Raw genomic sequence first — 15,803 nt, 5'->3', positions numbered from 1 at the left:
ATAGGCGTCATGTTGCGCACATCGCGTTGCCTTGATGTCAACACCAAGCATTACCGGCGGAAGGCCACCATGCGGCCGGACAGAAAGGAGGCCACTAGGTCCACCGATTTTGGCAAGCGACGACGTGCCCGCACCATCAGGTGCGTGCTGACCCGGTGCAGGGCCGGCTCGTTCAGTTCGATCACTGCCAGATCGCCGCGATCTGCCTGAATTGACGCAGAAAATCGCGGCAGGAAGGTCACGCCCATCCCCGCGCTGACATAGCGGATCAACAGCGCGATGGAGGCAGTCTCGACGTGTACCCGCAGCGCCAGACCGCGGTCGGCGGCGACCTGCCCGACAAGGTGTCGTATGGCGTGACGGGCGTCCAGCATGGCAACGGGATGCTTCAGCACTTCGGCCAGCCCGACACTCTGCCGACCCGCCAATGATGAATTCGCAGGCACAACCGCGCAAAGTGGCTGACGCCCCACGGCCAGCGAGCGGATCGCCTCGGTCACCAGCGGATTATAGGCGATTCCGATATCGGCCTCTCCCTCGATTACGCGGCGCTGTAACTCATCGGTGCCGGCATGGTCGATGGCAAAGCGCAGGTCGGGTTGCAGGCGACTGAGTTCTGACAGGCCGTTCTCCATGAGATCCGCAGTGAACCCCTCGCCAAGCGCGATGCGCACGGTCTGCGTGCGTCCCGATCGGTAGCGGCCGATCTGGTCCAGCAGGAAGGTCTGCTCGTCCTGAAGGTGCAACGCGTGCTCGCGCAGCAGTTCCCCGGCCTCGGTCACCGTGACACCCTTTGAGCTGCGCTCGAACAATGTCACGCCAAGCCGGACCTCGGCCTCTGCGATCTTGCGAGAGATTGCCGAGGGCACGACGTTCAACCGATCTGCCGCACGGCGGATCGATCCCTCCTGCGCGACCGCGAGAAACTCGCGCAGGAAGCGGTTGTCAAACGCGTCCATCAGCGTTGCGTAGCACGGCGGGCAAGGCGCACCCAGAATTCGGCGCCGACGGGCAGCACCGCATCGTTGAAGTCGAACTTCGCAGAGTGCAGCCCAGGGTTCTCGCCCTCGCGTGCGGCACCCAGCCAGAGGTAGGCGCCGGGCACCTCGTTCAGCATGAAGGCGAAATCCTCGGACGCCATGCTCGGGCCGGCCATCGACGTGTCAAGCCCCATGTCCGTCGCGACTTGGCGGGCAAGCGCGGCTTCGGGGGCAGTGTTGATCGTGGCGGGATAGCGGCGCTGATAGTCGATATCTGCGGTGCAACCCTGCGCGGCGGCCTCGGCGCTTGCGAGCCGGCGGACGCGATCCTCGATGATGTGACCCGCCTCGGCACCGAACCAACGGCAGGTGCCGCTCACAACCGCGCGGTCAGGGCAGACATTATAGGCCGAGCCGCTGTGGATCTGCGTGACCGAGACGACGCCGGGTTCAAGAGGCGACAGCGCGCGTGCAGGGATCTCTTGCAGCGCAGCCGCAGTGCGCCCGGCAGCGGCGATCACCCCATCGGATTGCTCGGGCATGGCACCGTGGCCGCCCTTGCCAAGGATCTCGATATCGAAAACCGAGAAGGCCGCCATCATCTTGTCGTCGCGCGCCACGAAGCGACCCGGCGCAAGGCCAGGCCAGTTGTGAATGCCGAAGACCTTGTCGACCGGGAACTGCGTGAACAGTCCCTGTTCGACCATGACCCGTGCACCGCCCTCGCTCTCCTCGGCGGGTTGGAAGATCAGCGTGATCGTGCCGTTCTCGACGCCCTTCGCCGCGATCTGCCGCGCGGCCAGCAGCAGCATGGCGGTGTGCCCATCATGGCCGCAGGCGTGCATCTTGCCGGGGATGGTCGAGGCATGGGCCGCGCCTGTCGCCTCGACGATTGGCAGCGCGTCGATATCGGCGCGCAATCCGATCACCGGCGCCCCCTGCCCCATCTGCGCTACGACGCCGGTGCCCGCCAGACCGCGATGCACCCGCCAGCCCCAAGCGGTAAGCAGTCCGGCGATCATCTCGGAGGTCCGGTGCTCTTCAAAGCCCAATTCGGGATGGCGGTGCAGATCGTGACGCCAGGCGATGGCTTCGGCGATGTGGTCTTGGTCGAACATGAAGTCTCCTTCGGGACGCGTTTGGGCGTTTCGTCTTGTGTCAGGGTGCCGCTGGCGCCTCTTGAAAGGTCAGCAGGATGCCGCCCAGCTTTGACGGCTCAGTCAGGACAAGCGCGCCGCCGATCTCACGAGCTGCGAAGCCGCCGGTCTCAACGAAGGGGCGCACCCGATCCAACGCCTGGCAGGCGACATCGAGCGAGATCACCGAGGGTGCGCCGTCAGGGGCAAGGTCATCAGGCAGCAGGCCAAGGACAGCACGGGCGGCCTCCCGGTCCAGTACCCGCCAGTGCCCCTTGGCGGTCGCGACGTCGAAGCCCCAGGCGGTGGAGGTCACTGACCCGGGGCCATGCAACGTGGCCAGCCAGTCCTGCACCGCAGGCTGGTCTTGTCGCCGGGCGAGGATCGTGGCCGAGACAAAGCCATGCGCGCCATTGGGGTGGTCCATCCATTGCGGAAATTCGATCAGGTCGCGGCGGTGTTGCTGGCAGGCGAACATCGACAGGCGCGGCAGGCCGGGCCGGGTGAAGATCTTCAGGGTCGTCGCCGTGCGATCCGCCATGCCGTCATCCCGCACAACGTCCCGACCGAATTCGATGGTTCCCTCGCAATGCCCGCCGCGTGCCACGATCACGGCCTCATCCGCAGCAGCATCGCTTGAATTGAGCGCAGAAAGCGGGACGCCTTCGCGCTCCTCCAGCCAGTGCTGGACATGGCGACCGAATCGGAAATCTCCGGCCGGGTATCCGTCAAGCAGGCTCTCGTCGCCGATACCTACCAACTCCAGCAATTGGTTGCGGAAGATCACCAACGCTGTGGATGTACCCCACGGATGCATCCCCGGTGGTTTAATGAGAAAACCCAGCTTCAGGTAGGTCTCACGCGCCTCGGCCAGATTGCGCACACAGACCAGCGGATGGTCGATCCCCAGCGAGGTCATCCCGCGCCACCTTTCAGTTCTGCCAGCGTGACAAAGCCCGCGAACCGCCCGGCGCCGCGATCGGTCCCGCGCGGCCCGGTCACCACGTGGCCGGGGGCACATCCTTGGTCACGATTGCCCCGGCCGCCACCGTTGCCCCTGCGCCCACCTCGACCGGGCCAAGGATCTTGGCGCCCGCACCAACCACCGCGCCACGGCGCAGCTTGGGGTGCCGACCTTCACCCATATCGACGAAGTTCGAGCCCAGTGTCACCCCATGCCACAGGCTCACGCCCTCTTCGATCACCGCCGTCTGTCCGATCACCAGCCCCAACCCGTGATCGAACCAGACGCCCCGGCCAATGCTTGCCTGCGGCCAGATCTCGATCGAAAGCGCACGGGTGAACTGGCTCTTGATCGCCAGCGCGAGGTCCTCCCCCCCGGCGATCCAGAGCGCCCGGCTGACCCGGTAGGACAGCAGCGCGTGATAACCGTTGGCGAAGAGAAGCACGCGCGGGGCCCCGCCGGGCTGGTCGTCGCGCGCTGTGGTGAGCAGCAGGTCATCGAGCGCCGTGTCCAGCACCTCGACCTCCCGGCGAAAGAGCTCAGCCGTCACCCCGCGCAGCCAGTCCCGCGCGCAGCCCTCGGGCAGGCAGGCGGTCAGCGCAGCGGCCATCAGGCTCGACAGATCGGTCAGCGCGCCAGCTTCGATCCCAAGCAGCACTGACAGCCCCGGCTCTTCGGCGAGTCGGTTAAGGGTGTCAGGCAGAAGCGTCTGCCGCAGTGAGTTCCGGCTCATGGGGTCTCGCGGGTGGTCGAAGGGGTCCCATGAAGCTGCCCCGACTACAGTGCTTCACACAAGAGCGAAAATATTGTTACCGTGTTGCCCTGAGGAGAACACGAAGATCACCGCACAGGGCACGGTTTCTCCTGAGTCTCATTGGCCATCGCCGTCATTGAAGGCGGACCCGATGCCCTTGATCACGTATCGCAATATCGTGGCGAGTATCGGGGCGGCTGCACCCAAGGGCCAAGGGAATGCCCTGAAGGATCGCGATCCGGGCCTTCCCTTTGCAGGGCATGCATGGCGGCTTTGGACCGTCCGCGAAGACGGCCCAAGTTTTCAGATTTCAATGGCCTCTGCAATCGCAAGGGCATCTTCCAGTTCAACGCCCAGATGCCGGACGGTGCTGTCCATCTTGGTGTGCCCAAGTAGGAGCTGGACCGCCCGCAAGTTGCCGGTCTTCCTGTAGATCTGTGTGACTTTTGTCCTACGCTTCGAATGCGTACCGTAGGCGCTATCTTCTAAACCGATCGACGTCACCCAATCCCGGACGATCCGCGCATACTGGCGAGTCGAGATGTGCAGCCGTGCATGGAATCGACCGGGCCAAAGGTATTCAGAACCGACCATGAGCGGCTCCCGCATCCATCTTGCGAGAGATGCCCGCGTGCCTTCAGAAATTTCAAAGCGCACAGGTTTCTGCGTCTTACTTTGCAAAACCGAAGCGCGCTCCTTGATCTGTCCGGATGCCATGACATCCACGACCTTTATCTTCACTAGATCACAACCGCGCAACTTGCTGTCGATGGCAAGATTGAAAAGTGCAAGATCGCGTTGGTTTTGAGCCAGCTCCAGCCGAACCCTGATTGCCCAGACGTGTTTTGGTTTCAGCGGCCGCTTCTGACCGACGATGCGGCCCTTGTTCCATGCTGGGCGAAGCGCGCGAATGGCTGGAAGATTTTGTGTTTGCATGACTGATCCTCCGATCCGCCATGCCCTCCCACAACGACAACCCGACGTTGACTATGCCACGTTATCACAGGATGCTGCGTCGGATCTGAGCCCAAAATGCCCCCTTAAATCGTTGGAGGCTTCGCAGCGGCAGCATGGGCGCGCTTGCCTTGACGGCCCTGAGCTGCCGTTCACGGAACAGCCCTTCGCCGCATTGCAGCTTCCCCGAACCGGTCATCGATCACTTCGCTTGCCATGGTCTGACGGGCAGGGTCAGCCGTGGGGGGGCGAAGCTGCCGTTGTCGCTCTACAGCCCGCCGATTTGAAACTGCTATGGAATCGTCCGCGTTCGGCACGCTACTCCGCGCGGAGGGGTTTCAACGCGCAGATCGCATAGCGATGTTCAGAACGCCGAAGCAGCGACTTGCGCCACCCGAGCTGTGACGCCTGGGCCCTGTGAATCGCCTCAAGCCTGGTGTCCACTCGGGCAGTCTCGAAACCGGCCTCGGTGAGCAATGCGGACACCTCTCCGGCACGAGCGCCCTGAGAAAAATGCACCCGTGACAGGATGTCCTGATGCCGTGACATCTCGCCATGGGGGTTTGTCGGCATGATGCGCCCCATGAGTCGCGCCAGCCAGCTCTTGGTGACGAAGTCGCCATCGACGATCAACAGCTGCCCACCCGGGACCAGCACCCTTTTCCATTCTGCAAAGGCGGCGGCGGGGTCGACAAGGGTCCAGACAAGGTGGCGGGTGACGATGACATCCATGCTGTTGTCGGGCAGCATCGTACGCTCGGCATCGGCCTGCAGGAACGTCACGCCAGGCAGTTTCGCCCGCGCTCGATCGAGCATCGGCTCGGCCCAGTCGAGACCGGTGACAGTGAACCCCATCCCCTGGCACAGCCGGGCAATTTCGCCGGTTCCCGAAGCGAGATCGAGCAACCGCCGACCATTCGCTTCGCCTAGATGACGCCGGAACAGGGCGCGCCATGCGACCATTTCGGAACCGTCCGAGATCTTGTGGCCGGGGTCGTTGTCAAAGGTGGCGGCGCGGTCGGACCAGTAGTCCCTGATATCGTCACGCAGGTCGCGATTGGTGTGGCTTGCAAGGGTCATGACGCGCCTTCCGATGTTATGCCGTTGCAATTGAACGGCAGCGCAGCGATGTCAATTGTCAATGCTGACTGAAACTGTCGGTCACTATGTTGACTGAATTAGTCAGCCACTATAAGGCGGCGGCATACTGATCCAACCGGGATTCCTGTCATGACACTTCGAGCCTATCTCGGCGCTTCCGCGCTGAGCCTGCTTGCAGCCAGCCTTGCGCAAGCCGATCCGATTACCCTGACCGACATTGCCGGTCGCGAGGTCACGGTCGATGCGCCGGTCGAGCGCGTGATCCTGGGCGAAGGCCGGCAGGTGTTCTTCACCTCGGTCCTCGACGGCGACGATCCGTTCGAACGCGTCGTGGGCTGGCGCGACGACCTGCAACAGGCATCGCCCGAAAGCTATGAGGCCTATGCCGAGAAATTCCCGCAGCTGACCGAAATTGCGACCTTCGGCGGCTTCAAGGACGGCACCTTCGACATTGAACAGGCGGTTTCGCTGAACCCCGATGTCCTGCTGATGAACCTGGAAGCCAAGCAGGCCACCGACGAGGCCGGCTACGAGGAAAAGCTCGCCAAGGTCGGCATTCCGATCGTCTATGTCGATTTCCGCGAGAAGCCCTTCGAGCATACGCCGAAATCGATGGAGATCATCGGCCAGCTTTTCGGCGAGGATGACCGCGCCGCCGAGTTCAACGCCTTCTATTCCGAACAGATGGCCCGCGTCACGGACGTGATCGAGGCTCAAACCGACCTCGAGCGGCCGCTGACCTTCGTGGAACGCGCCGCGGGATACTCCGAGGACTGCTGCATGTCCTTCGGCAACGGCAACTTCGGACGGTTCGTCGAACTGGCGGGCGGTGAGAACATGGCCTCTCCCTTCATCCCTGGCACCTTCGGCACGGTCAATGCCGAGCAGGTCATCGCTTCGGACCCGGACGTGATCGTTGCGACCGGTGGCAACTGGGAAGCCTATGTTCCCGGTGGCGCCTGGGTTGGTGTCGGGCCGGGTTCGGATGAGGACGAAGCGCGCCGCAAGCTGGCTGCCCTGCTTGAGCGTCCGGCCTATACCGGCGTCAAAGCGGTGGAAAACGGCCGGGTTCACGCGATCTGGCACCAGTTCTACAACACGCCCTACAGCTTCGTTGCGGTCCAGCAACTGGCCAAATGGATCCATCCGGACCTGTTCACCGACCTCGATCCCGAGGCGACGCTGGCAGAACTGCACGAACGCTTCCTGCCGGTCGATTACCGCCCCGGCTACTGGGTGTCGCTGGGCGACGCCGAAACCGACTGAGACCAGCGGGCGGCCCAATGGCCGCCCCATTTGCGAGGACAGCATGTCAAGCGTCGCAACCGAACCCGCGCGACACGCGGGAACCTATCGCGGACTGGTCGCACGTCGGCTGGTCATCCTTGCCGGTCTGGCGGGGCTCTTGCTGCTGTCGGTTGCCGTCGATGTCTCTCTCGGCCCCGCGCGCTATTCGCTGGCCGACGTGCTGCGAACGATCCTGGCACCCGGTGGGGCGGATCTGCAGATGCGTGTCGTGGTCTGGGACATCCGCATGCCGATGGCCCTGCTGGCCGTGACCGTGGGGGCCAGCCTGTCGCTGGCCGGGGCACAGATGCAGACGATCCTCGCGAACCCGCTGGCCAGCCCCTTTACGCTGGGCCTGTCGGCGGCGGCCAGTTTCGGCGCAGCGATGGCGATGGTGCTGGGCGTGACCCTGTTCCCGGCGGCGATCGGGCTGATGGTGCCGGTCAATGCTTTTGTGATGGCGATGGCGGCCTCACTGCTGATCTTCGGCCTGTCGACGCTGCGCGGTGTGACGGTGGAAACCATCGTCCTTCTGGGCATCGCGCTGGTGTTTACCTTCAATGCGGCACTGGCACTGCTGCAATATTTCGCGTCCGAACAGGCTCTTTCGGCGGTGGTCTTCTGGACCATGGGCAGCCTCACCAAGGCCACCTGGGGCAAGGTTGCGATCACCGCCGCGATCCTAGCGGTCTGCACGCCGCTCTTCGCGCGCCGAGCTTGGGCGCTGACTGCGATCCGGCTGGGCGAAACCCGCGCCGCGGCGATGGGCGTACCGGTCAAGCGGCTGCGGCTGGAGGCGTTGTTCCTCGTCTCCCTGCTGGCGGCCGTGCCCGTGTCCTTCGTCGGCACCATCGGGTTTATCGGCATCGTCGGCCCACATGTCGCGCGACTGCTGCTGGGCGAAGATCAACGCTTCTTCCTCCCCGGTGCGATGCTGTCGGGGGCCGTCATCCTGTCGGCGACGTCGGTCCTGTCGAAGGCGCTGTTGCCCGGTGCCGTCCTGCCGATCGGCATCATTACCGCTCTGGTCGGCGTGCCGTTCTTCATGGCGCTGATCCTCACGAAGGGACGCAAGGCATGGTGAGGCTGGCGCTTGAACAGCTTGGAGCACGCTACGGGCGACGTGAGATTCTGACCAACGCCTCGACACCGTGGCTCGAGGGCGGGGCGCTGACGGCGCTGGTCGGTGCGAATGCGGCAGGCAAATCGACGTTGTTCCGGCGTATCGCCGGCCAGCTGCGCGGGACCGGCAGCGTTCGGCTGTCCGATGCCACAGACAGCGACCTTCGCTACATGCCGCAGGACACGGCGATGACCGCGGCTCTGACGGTGTATGAGTCCATCATCCTGGCCCTGAAACAGGGCTCAGGCGGCTGGCGTCTGTCGGCAAAAGAACTCGCGGCCGTGGATGATGTCTTGCACCGTTTCGGCATCGCGCATCTGGCAGAGCAGCAACTCCCCGAGCTTTCGGGCGGCCAGCGGCAGTCCGTGTCGATCGCGCAGACGCTGGTTACCCGGCCGAAGGTCGTGTTGATGGACGAGCCGACCTCGGCGCTCGACCTTTACCGCCAGTTCGAAATCCTCGACGCGCTGCGCAGATACGCCGCGGAAACCGGGGCCGTCGTCATCCTGGCGCTACATGACCTGAATCAGGTGATGCGGACCTGCACGACAACGATCGCCCTGGCCGGCGGCAGGATCGTCGAAACCGGGCCGACGCTGGAGGTTCTGACGCCCGACCTGATCCGCCAGCTTTACGGCATCGACAGCAGGGTCGAACGCTGTTCGCAGGGCTGTCCGATGATGATCGTCGACGGACCCGCTGCACAGCTTCTTACAGCTTAATTGGCCTTTTTTGGATTTGCTCGGCTGAAGTCTATCGCACCACTTGGCGGTGATCATGTCGTCATCGATAATGTTCTAAAGACTGAGTGAAGAAATCAAATTAGCTCTAAGCAGGCGGGGGGCTAGGCGATTGGTGAAAGCGGCCCTTGTCTGCCGTTGGTCGGGGTCGTCATCTCTGCAGCGCAGCTTCCCCAAACCGGCCATCGGTGGCATCGCGCAGCATGATCTAGCTCGAGAGCGTCCGGAATGCGGGACCAAGCGGTCATTCAGCTACGACAATCTTCGAACCATGATCAGTTCGTCGACTTCTCGGCCGCTTTCGATCAGCGCCCGAGGAATCCTACCCACTTGCTCAAAGCCATGGCGCTTGTAAAAGCGAATAGCATGGACATTGTGATCGCTGACGTTCAACTCAAGCTGGCGAATACCATTCCCTAGGGCGAAAGCTGTAAGCTCTTTCAAGAGTTTGTCCGCTAGTCCGCCCCCGCGCTCGCTTTCACGCAGATAGGCCATGATCAGCGTGGCACGATGCGCCTTCTTCTCACCGTGCTGGAGCAACAGCCCCATAAGTCCAACGGGCTCATCCCCTCTCAGCACGGCGTAAACGGGGTTCTTCAATCGGCTAAGCCACTCTGCGTCAGGCAGCGACAACCAGTCTGCTTCTGTGTTGGCGAAAGCCGAGGGAGCACGGCGCAGAGACTCCAAGCGGATCGCTTTAAAGAGCGGTAGTTCTGCTGCACCGAGCTTAACTATCTGCACGTCGTCCATAGATCTCACCCCCTTCAAACTGGTGCGGCCATTTGCACGAAACGTGGAACACGGCAAGGCCCCGACGGCTGCGAAGGGCTCGGAGCAGACCTTCGCGGTGGGCTGGCTTGATGTGGTATACTGTGTCACCAACATGAGGTTGGTGTCGAGGCTGGGCGAGGAGGTTGGAGAACAGAACATGCCGACTGCCAACTTACCTGCCATCCGCGCTTGCCGCCCTGCCTGGAACAAGGGGCGCCTGATCGGTCAGAAACGCCCACTTTTGCCGAAACATGTCTGGGCCATCCGCGTTCGCCTGGAGATCGCCGGGAACCATCGCGACCTTGCCCTCTTCAACTTGGCCGTCGACAGCAAGCTCCGTGGCTGCGACTTGGTGAAACTAAAGGTCGTCGACGTCTACGCTTCCGGCCAGGTCAAGGAACGTGCATCGATCATTCAAAGCAAGACCCAACGGCCGGTCAGGTTTGAGATCACGGAAGGAACGCGGAAATCGCTGTCGCGCTGGATGGAAGAGCCGTTGATGGTCGGCTCGGAATTTCTCTGGCCGGGCCGTTTCCATGAGCGCCTGCACATCTCGACACGGCAGTACGCTCGTCTCGTTCGGGATTGGGTGTCATCTATCGGCCTGGACCCCACATCCTACGGAACTCACTCCATGCGCCGGACGAAGGTCGCAGAGATCTATCGGAAGACGGGGAACCTGCGCGCCGTTCAGCTTCTTCTGGGACACACCAAGATGGACAGCACGGTCCGGTATCTGGGCGTGAACCTAGAAGACGCGCTTGCCATCTCCGAAAGTGTTGAAATCTAATGGACCGGGCCGCCGTCACAGGCGGCCCAAAGCCGACATTGGCCAGGATCACCATTGCCGCAGCGCGGCTTCCCCATACCGGACCTTCATGGCACCGCGCAGCATAGTCCAGGGCCCCAAGGTCAGCGGTGCGGGACGATGCGGTCATTCGGTGATTTAAGAGCAAGAAGCGGGTCGCGCGGTAGCACCTTATAGCGGCACAATCCCGACATAAGGGGAATGAAACGCCCGAAATGAGTGCCCAAAGTGTGTTCGCCGCGTCTAACGTTCCTCGAAAACTGGAGGAACAATGCAGCAAAGCGCATCAAAGAACCGCACTATGACCTCGTTGGAATGGGCTATGTTGCTAGCCCTTGCCACGGTGTGGGGCGGATCGTTCTTTTTCAACGAGTTAGCGGTGCGGGAACTGCCCGTATTCACCGTGGTCGTATCTCGGGTGGCATTGGCCGCAATCATTCTGTTGATGATCATGCGCCTCCGAGGCGAGCGTTTACCGCATGACCGGCGGGTCTGGGCAGCCTTCTTCGGCATGGGCCTTCTGAACAATGCGGTCCCCTTCATTCTGATCGTTTGGGGACAACAGCACATCGCCTCAGGTGTGGCATCGATCCTGAACGCCTCTACGCCATTGTTCACCGTCATGCTGGCTCACCTTCTGACCAGTGATGAACGCATGACTGTGGGCAAATTCGTCGGTGTGCTGATCGGTTTTACCGGAGTCGCGGTGATGATCGGACAGGATGCGATGCGCGATCTGGGCACGGGCGTCATCGCACAGTTCCTTTGCCTCGCGGGTGCAGTGTCCTACGCCTTTGCAGGAATTTACGGGCGGCGTTTCCGCGCCATGGGCATCAGCCCCATGGGCACCGCGACAGGACAAGTCATTGCATCAAGTCTGATCATGCTCCCGCTGGTGATGGTTCTGGATCGGCCATGGACGCTGCCACCTCCCAGTCTGACAGCTATCGGAGCACTGGTCGGCGTGGCCGCGATTTCAACCGCTCTGGCCTATGTACTCTACTTCCGCATTCTCGCCACGGCAGGGGCCACCAACCTGCTGCTGGTGACATTTCTAATTCCGGTCAGCGCGATCCTGCTTGGAACACTCTTCCTCGAAGAAACCCTGCTCCCGCGCCATTTTTCGGGGATGGCGCTGATCGGTGCAGGTCTGGCGGCAATCGACGGGCGGCTACTGCGGGCCACAACCAGCATACGAAAGGCGCCATAGAATGAGTATCGACGATCAACGCTGGAAGGCCATTGAAATTTGCGATGTGAAGGCGGCAGGAGCTTTCGTGTACGGTCGGGAAAGCGACCAGATCTATCATTCCCCCATTTGCCGCAACCGACCGCGCCGTGATGAAATCAGGTTCTTCGACACGCCAGAGGCAGCGCGGCAACAGGGCTTCAAAGCCTGCAACGATTGCTACCCGGATCAGGCGGCGTGGCTGGTAGGGGTCAGCCGCTGGATGTAACGACCGTCCGCAAAGGGCTCCTCGCGTCGATCTGCCGGCCCTGGTGCCGCGAACGGCGCGGGGCAGCCCCTGACTCGCGCACTCGGCCCTCAGCGGCCGTTGGTTAGCCGGTTTAGCGGTGCGGCTTCACCGAACCGGACGTTCGTTCGGCGTGCAGCATCTCCATCGACCTCGTGACCGCTGTGCGGACCACTCTGTCCCTGAACGGGGCGTCTATCTTGATGTGATTTCCGCAATTGATGCCGCGTTTTCTTCGAGTGCAAACTTGCTTTGTGTCCAGGCGGCGGGCTCGATCGCGAAGGTGCTCCTCAACCAGGCCAGCGTCAGCCGGCGTGTGGACTCGAGCGCGTCCGGGTCCTCTGCTTCGGTTTCGCGCGCGTCCCACCCTGCGATGCCACCCAAGCCATGGCCGACGCCGTTGATCGTCAGCAGAGCCTCGGCCCCGGGGGCCTCAAAGAACGGATCGGCGTGCCAATCGGGGCCGCGGGGCGTGAAATGCGGGTCGTCGTCGGCACCGCAAACCACGAGCGTCGGGGTGCTGATACCGCTGAAATCCACATCGAAGAACGGAAAACGAGCGGCATTCTCGGGTGTCAGGTCCGCACCGCCACGACCCGGAGAGGCCAGAAGGATGCCGGCACGGATCCGCGGATCGGAAAAGTCCTCACCCTGTAGCCGTGCGCCAAGCAGCAGGCTGCAGGTGTGCCCGCCAAGGGAATGCCCGGCCACCGCAATCCGGTCATGGTCCAGCCGCCCGGCCGCGGCGGGAGCTTGTCTCTCGACCTCGGCCAACTGGTCGAGGATGGCGCGCATTTCCGCCACCCTCTCGCGCCAGAAGAAAGGCCCACCGTGCAAATTCGGGTCGAGCCCGCCGACCCGCGAACTGGCGTGGGTCGGCTGGATGACGGCCACGCCCCGTTCGGCCCAAAACTGCACAACCGGGGCATAGCCGTCCTTGGACGGGATGTAGTTCGAGGGACCGAAGCCATGCGACAGGATCACGATGGGTAGGTCCCTGCCGGCAGCAGGTATCGTCAGGCGCATCTCAAGCGGCTGGCGACCGGGCATCGGCAGTTGGATCGGCGTATAGGCGACGGTGATCTCAGGCTCTGGTGTCGGCAGGGCGCGGGAGAAAGTGATCAGTCTGTTCATGGGTGTCTCCGCTCGAGAGAAGTATCAGCATGCGGATGCATCACGCCGTGGCGAGGCCGGCTTCGCGGAACCAGGTCTGTGCGTCCGCGCCTGCAGGCAGCTTCATGGGCGCAGTCTCATCCGTGACGGCACGCCAGACGGCCTGAGCGACATCCTGCGCCTCGGTCTTCTCGGTCGCGGACTGAAGGCTGTGAAAATAGGCTTGCACGAAGGGGCCGTAGGCCTCGGGCACATCCATGCCCATTCGCGCCACCGCATTGCGTCCGAAGGATGTCGACGGTGCGCTGCCGGGCAGGACCAACCGGGCACGTATCCCGAATTCAGCAGCCTCAAGCGCGAAGCTTTCGGTAAAGGCATTCAGCGCGGCCTTGCTGGCACTGTAGATCGACAGCGCAGGCAACGGGCGCAGCGTCACGCTGGAACTGACGTTGACGATGACGCCACTGCGGCGCGCGCGCATGGCGGGCATCACGGCGCGGGTCATGGCCATGGCGCCCAGCACGTTGGTCTCGAACAGCTCACGGGCCCGGGCGATGTCAGCGCCTTCGAGCACGTTGAGCATGCCGACACCGGCGTTGTTCACCAGCGCATCGATCTCGCCCGCGTCGGCAATCGCCGCTGCAATGCTTTCGGGGTCGGTGACGTCCAAGGCCAGCACCTGCAGCCGGTCGGACTCGGGCAGCCCTTCGACGGAGGGACTGCGCATCGTGGCGATGACATCCCAGCCCTGATCGAGGAACTGCAGGGCAATGGCCTGTCCAAAACCGGAGGAACAACCGGTGATGAGGATACGGGGCATTTGAGCTCTCCTTGTCTTGTGTGACAGAGAGATAGACGGCAGAACTCGGCCTGGGTATACAGAGAAGTCCACAATCGCCCATAGATCGTCCGAACAGATGCTCGACAGCCCCTCAGATCCTCTTTCCAGTGTCGTCACCCTGCTCAAGCCTGCGGTCTCCGTCTCCAAGATGGTCGAAGCAGGTGGCCATTGGCTGGTGGAGCGTCATGACACGGCCAGCCCCTTCTACTGCGCGATGGTCGAGGGGCGGTGCCGGCTGCATGTCATCGGGCGCGATCCGGTCACTCTGAAGGCTGGCGATTTCGTGCTGATCCCTCACCTGCAGGGCTTTAACATGTCCAGTGAGGTGCCCCCGCCGCCCCATGTGCCCCAGCTGCCGCTTGAAACTGGCCCCGGACAGTTCCGGCTTGGCGCGATTGAGGCCCCGGTCGATATGCGCGCCCTCGTCGGGCATTGCAGCTTTGACACGCCGGCCAGAAGCCTTCTGGTGTCACTGCTGCCGGAGATGATCCATGTCTCTGATCAGAACCGCCTGACGACCCTGGTGCCGGTGATCCACGAGGAAACCCGCGCCGACCGTCCGGGGCGCGGATTGATCCTCGAGCGATTGCTGGAAGTTCTTCTGATCGAGGCCCTGCGCTCTGATCAGGCGACGACCCTGCCACCCGGGCTGTTGCGCGGCCTGTCGGATCCGCAGCTCTCGGCCGCGTTGCAACGCATCCACGCCGAGCCGGACAGCCCGCTTTCCGTGTCAGAACTGGCGAAAGCTGCCGGCATGTCGCGCTCCGGCTTTTTCGAGCGGTTCCGCAGGCAGGTCGGCCGCGCGCCACTGCAATACGCCATCGAATGGCGCATGGCCTTGGCCAAGACCTTGCTGCGGCAGGGCGGGCTGACCATTTCCGAGATCGCCCTGAAGGTCGGATACGGGTCCGCCAGCGCCTTCGGCTTGGCCTTTGTCCGTCACGAGGGCCTGTCGCCCGGCGCATTTGCGAACAAGATTCGTGGTTAGAACCAGACTACGCGTCATGAACCCTTTGGCAAGATAGAGTTGGCACTCCACGCGAACCCGCCGCTCTGCCAACCTCGCTGACAGTCACTCGCGGCCCTTGTCTGCCGTTGGTCGGGGTCGTCATCTCTGCAGCGCAGCTTCCCCAAACCGGCCATCGGTGGCATCGCGCAGCATGATCTAGCTCGAGAGCGTCCGGAATGCGGGACGAAGCGCTCTTTCGCCGCAGCTGCTCCAAGGTCAGCTTCGACGAAGCCGTTCAAAAAGCATCTTTTAGAACACTTGTCGAAATACCCCGATGGGCACCGCCAAACCCCGTTCGAAGACAAATGCGTCTTTATAGGTTTCTGCATCTTTTTACCTTAGACCAACCCAAGGTGACTCTGTTGCACAAATCGGGTGATGGCCGAGGTTCCCCCTTTCCCGGACGGACTTATCCCACAGCTTCCGTGACGGGTATGCCGAGCGCGGTGTATCCGTTCAGGACGGCGATTCGGACCTAGAGTTCAGCGACCTGACGGTCGAAGTCCCGCGCCATGAGCCGCTGCCCCAGCAACTTCACACAATGCATCTTTGTCTCGACGCGGCTTCGGCGGTGGTATCCGCTCCATCGTCGCCAGAGCGCGCGGCCCAGGTATTTCACCGCGCGCAGGGCCTCGTTTCGCGCCACGGCTCCAGCGGTGATCGTCTTCCAGGGCTTCGCGTTCTTGCGGGGCGGGATGACGGCATGGGCGCCGCGGTCGGCAATGGCGTCGTGGCACTTACGTGTGT

General features: G+C 62.8%; 16 protein-coding genes and 1 pseudogene. 7 read left to right on the top strand and 10 right to left on the bottom strand.

Annotated features, from left to right (window positions below; genetic code table 11):
• Positions 1-50: 50 nt before the first annotated feature.
• The 6 genes from BMX67_RS16735 to BMX67_RS16710 form a co-directional block, all read right to left on the bottom strand.
• Positions 51-959, bottom strand: coding sequence for a LysR family transcriptional regulator (locus BMX67_RS16735; protein WP_090737426.1), 909 nt, complete (start codon positions 957-959; stop codon positions 51-53).
• Complete coding sequence (locus BMX67_RS16730; RefSeq protein WP_090737424.1) at positions 959-2,098, bottom strand: amidohydrolase; 1,140 nt, start codon at positions 2,096-2,098, stop codon at positions 959-961. Before BMX67_RS16730 ends, BMX67_RS16735 begins: the two co-directional genes overlap by 1 nt.
• 40 nt (positions 2,099-2,138) lie before the next feature.
• Positions 2,139-3,035, bottom strand: a complete 897-nt coding sequence (locus BMX67_RS16725) for a VOC family protein (RefSeq protein WP_090737421.1) — start codon at positions 3,033-3,035, stop codon at positions 2,139-2,141.
• Positions 3,036-3,114: 79 nt separating this feature from the next.
• Positions 3,115-3,813: a serine O-acetyltransferase gene (locus tag BMX67_RS16720; protein WP_245739500.1), complete on the bottom strand. Its 699-nt coding sequence runs from the start codon at positions 3,811-3,813 to the stop codon at positions 3,115-3,117.
• A 324-nt stretch (positions 3,814-4,137) separates the two neighbouring features.
• Complete coding sequence (locus BMX67_RS16715; protein WP_090737419.1) at positions 4,138-4,770, bottom strand: tyrosine-type recombinase/integrase; 633 nt, start codon at positions 4,768-4,770, stop codon at positions 4,138-4,140.
• A 336-nt stretch (positions 4,771-5,106) separates the two neighbouring features.
• Positions 5,107-5,868 (bottom strand): class I SAM-dependent methyltransferase, encoded by a 762-nt coding sequence (locus BMX67_RS16710; RefSeq protein WP_090737417.1) that lies wholly within the window; start codon positions 5,866-5,868, stop codon positions 5,107-5,109.
• Positions 5,869-6,018: 150 nt separating this feature from the next.
• Between BMX67_RS16710 and BMX67_RS16705 the strand changes: the two genes are divergently transcribed.
• From BMX67_RS16705 to BMX67_RS16695, 3 genes are read left to right on the top strand one after another with little or no spacing between them, the layout of a single operon-like run.
• The gene (locus tag BMX67_RS16705) at positions 6,019-7,155 is read left to right on the top strand and encodes an ABC transporter substrate-binding protein (RefSeq protein WP_090737415.1); all 1,137 of its coding nucleotides are present in this window, start codon (positions 6,019-6,021) and stop codon (positions 7,153-7,155) included.
• 43 nt (positions 7,156-7,198) lie between these two features.
• Entirely contained in the window at positions 7,199-8,260 is a 1,062-nt protein-coding gene (locus tag BMX67_RS16700) for a FecCD family ABC transporter permease (protein WP_090737413.1), read from the top strand.
• Positions 8,254-9,021 (top strand): ABC transporter ATP-binding protein, encoded by a 768-nt coding sequence (locus BMX67_RS16695; protein ID WP_090737411.1) that lies wholly within the window; start codon positions 8,254-8,256, stop codon positions 9,019-9,021. Before BMX67_RS16700 ends, BMX67_RS16695 begins: the two co-directional genes overlap by 7 nt.
• A gap of 270 nt (positions 9,022-9,291) precedes the next feature.
• Here the strand turns inward: BMX67_RS16695 and BMX67_RS16690 are convergent, their stop codons facing one another.
• A complete protein-coding gene (locus tag BMX67_RS16690) occupies positions 9,292-9,789 on the bottom strand; it encodes a GNAT family N-acetyltransferase (protein WP_090737409.1) in 498 nt (165 codons plus the stop codon).
• 178 nt (positions 9,790-9,967) lie between these two features.
• On the opposite strand from BMX67_RS16690, the gene BMX67_RS16685 reads away from it, so the two are divergent.
• From BMX67_RS16685 to BMX67_RS16675, 3 genes are all read left to right on the top strand, one after another.
• Positions 9,968-10,600 (top strand): tyrosine-type recombinase/integrase, encoded by a 633-nt coding sequence (locus tag BMX67_RS16685; RefSeq protein ID WP_090737495.1) that lies wholly within the window; start codon positions 9,968-9,970, stop codon positions 10,598-10,600.
• A 289-nt stretch (positions 10,601-10,889) separates the two neighbouring features.
• A complete protein-coding gene (locus BMX67_RS16680; protein WP_217645897.1) occupies positions 10,890-11,828 on the top strand; it encodes a DMT family transporter in 939 nt (312 codons plus the stop codon).
• A 1-nt stretch (position 11,829) separates the two neighbouring features.
• Positions 11,830-12,075: an Ada metal-binding domain-containing protein gene (locus BMX67_RS16675; protein ID WP_090737405.1), complete on the top strand. Its 246-nt coding sequence runs from the start codon at positions 11,830-11,832 to the stop codon at positions 12,073-12,075.
• Between the two features lie 213 nt (positions 12,076-12,288).
• On the opposite strand, the gene BMX67_RS16670 is transcribed toward BMX67_RS16675, so the two are convergent.
• Complete coding sequence (locus BMX67_RS16670; protein WP_090737403.1) at positions 12,289-13,227, bottom strand: alpha/beta hydrolase family protein; 939 nt, start codon at positions 13,225-13,227, stop codon at positions 12,289-12,291.
• A gap of 40 nt (positions 13,228-13,267) precedes the next feature.
• Complete coding sequence (locus BMX67_RS16665) at positions 13,268-14,026, bottom strand: SDR family oxidoreductase (RefSeq protein ID WP_090737402.1); 759 nt, start codon at positions 14,024-14,026, stop codon at positions 13,268-13,270.
• 97 nt (positions 14,027-14,123) lie between these two features.
• Between BMX67_RS16665 and BMX67_RS16660 the strand changes: the two genes are divergently transcribed.
• Positions 14,124-15,035, top strand: coding sequence for an AraC family transcriptional regulator (locus tag BMX67_RS16660; protein WP_090737400.1), 912 nt, complete (start codon positions 14,124-14,126; stop codon positions 15,033-15,035).
• Positions 15,036-15,465: 430 nt separating this feature from the next.
• Here the strand turns inward: BMX67_RS16660 and BMX67_RS16655 are convergent.
• Positions 15,466-15,803: pseudogene (locus BMX67_RS16655) on the bottom strand (transposase); the annotation flags it as partial.

The organism is Paracoccus homiensis (assembly GCF_900111675.1).
Lineage (GTDB): Bacteria > Pseudomonadota > Alphaproteobacteria > Rhodobacterales > Rhodobacteraceae > Paracoccus > Paracoccus homiensis.
The sequence above is the reverse complement of the archived record's forward strand: the minus strand, read 5'-3'. Positions and strand labels throughout refer to the sequence as shown.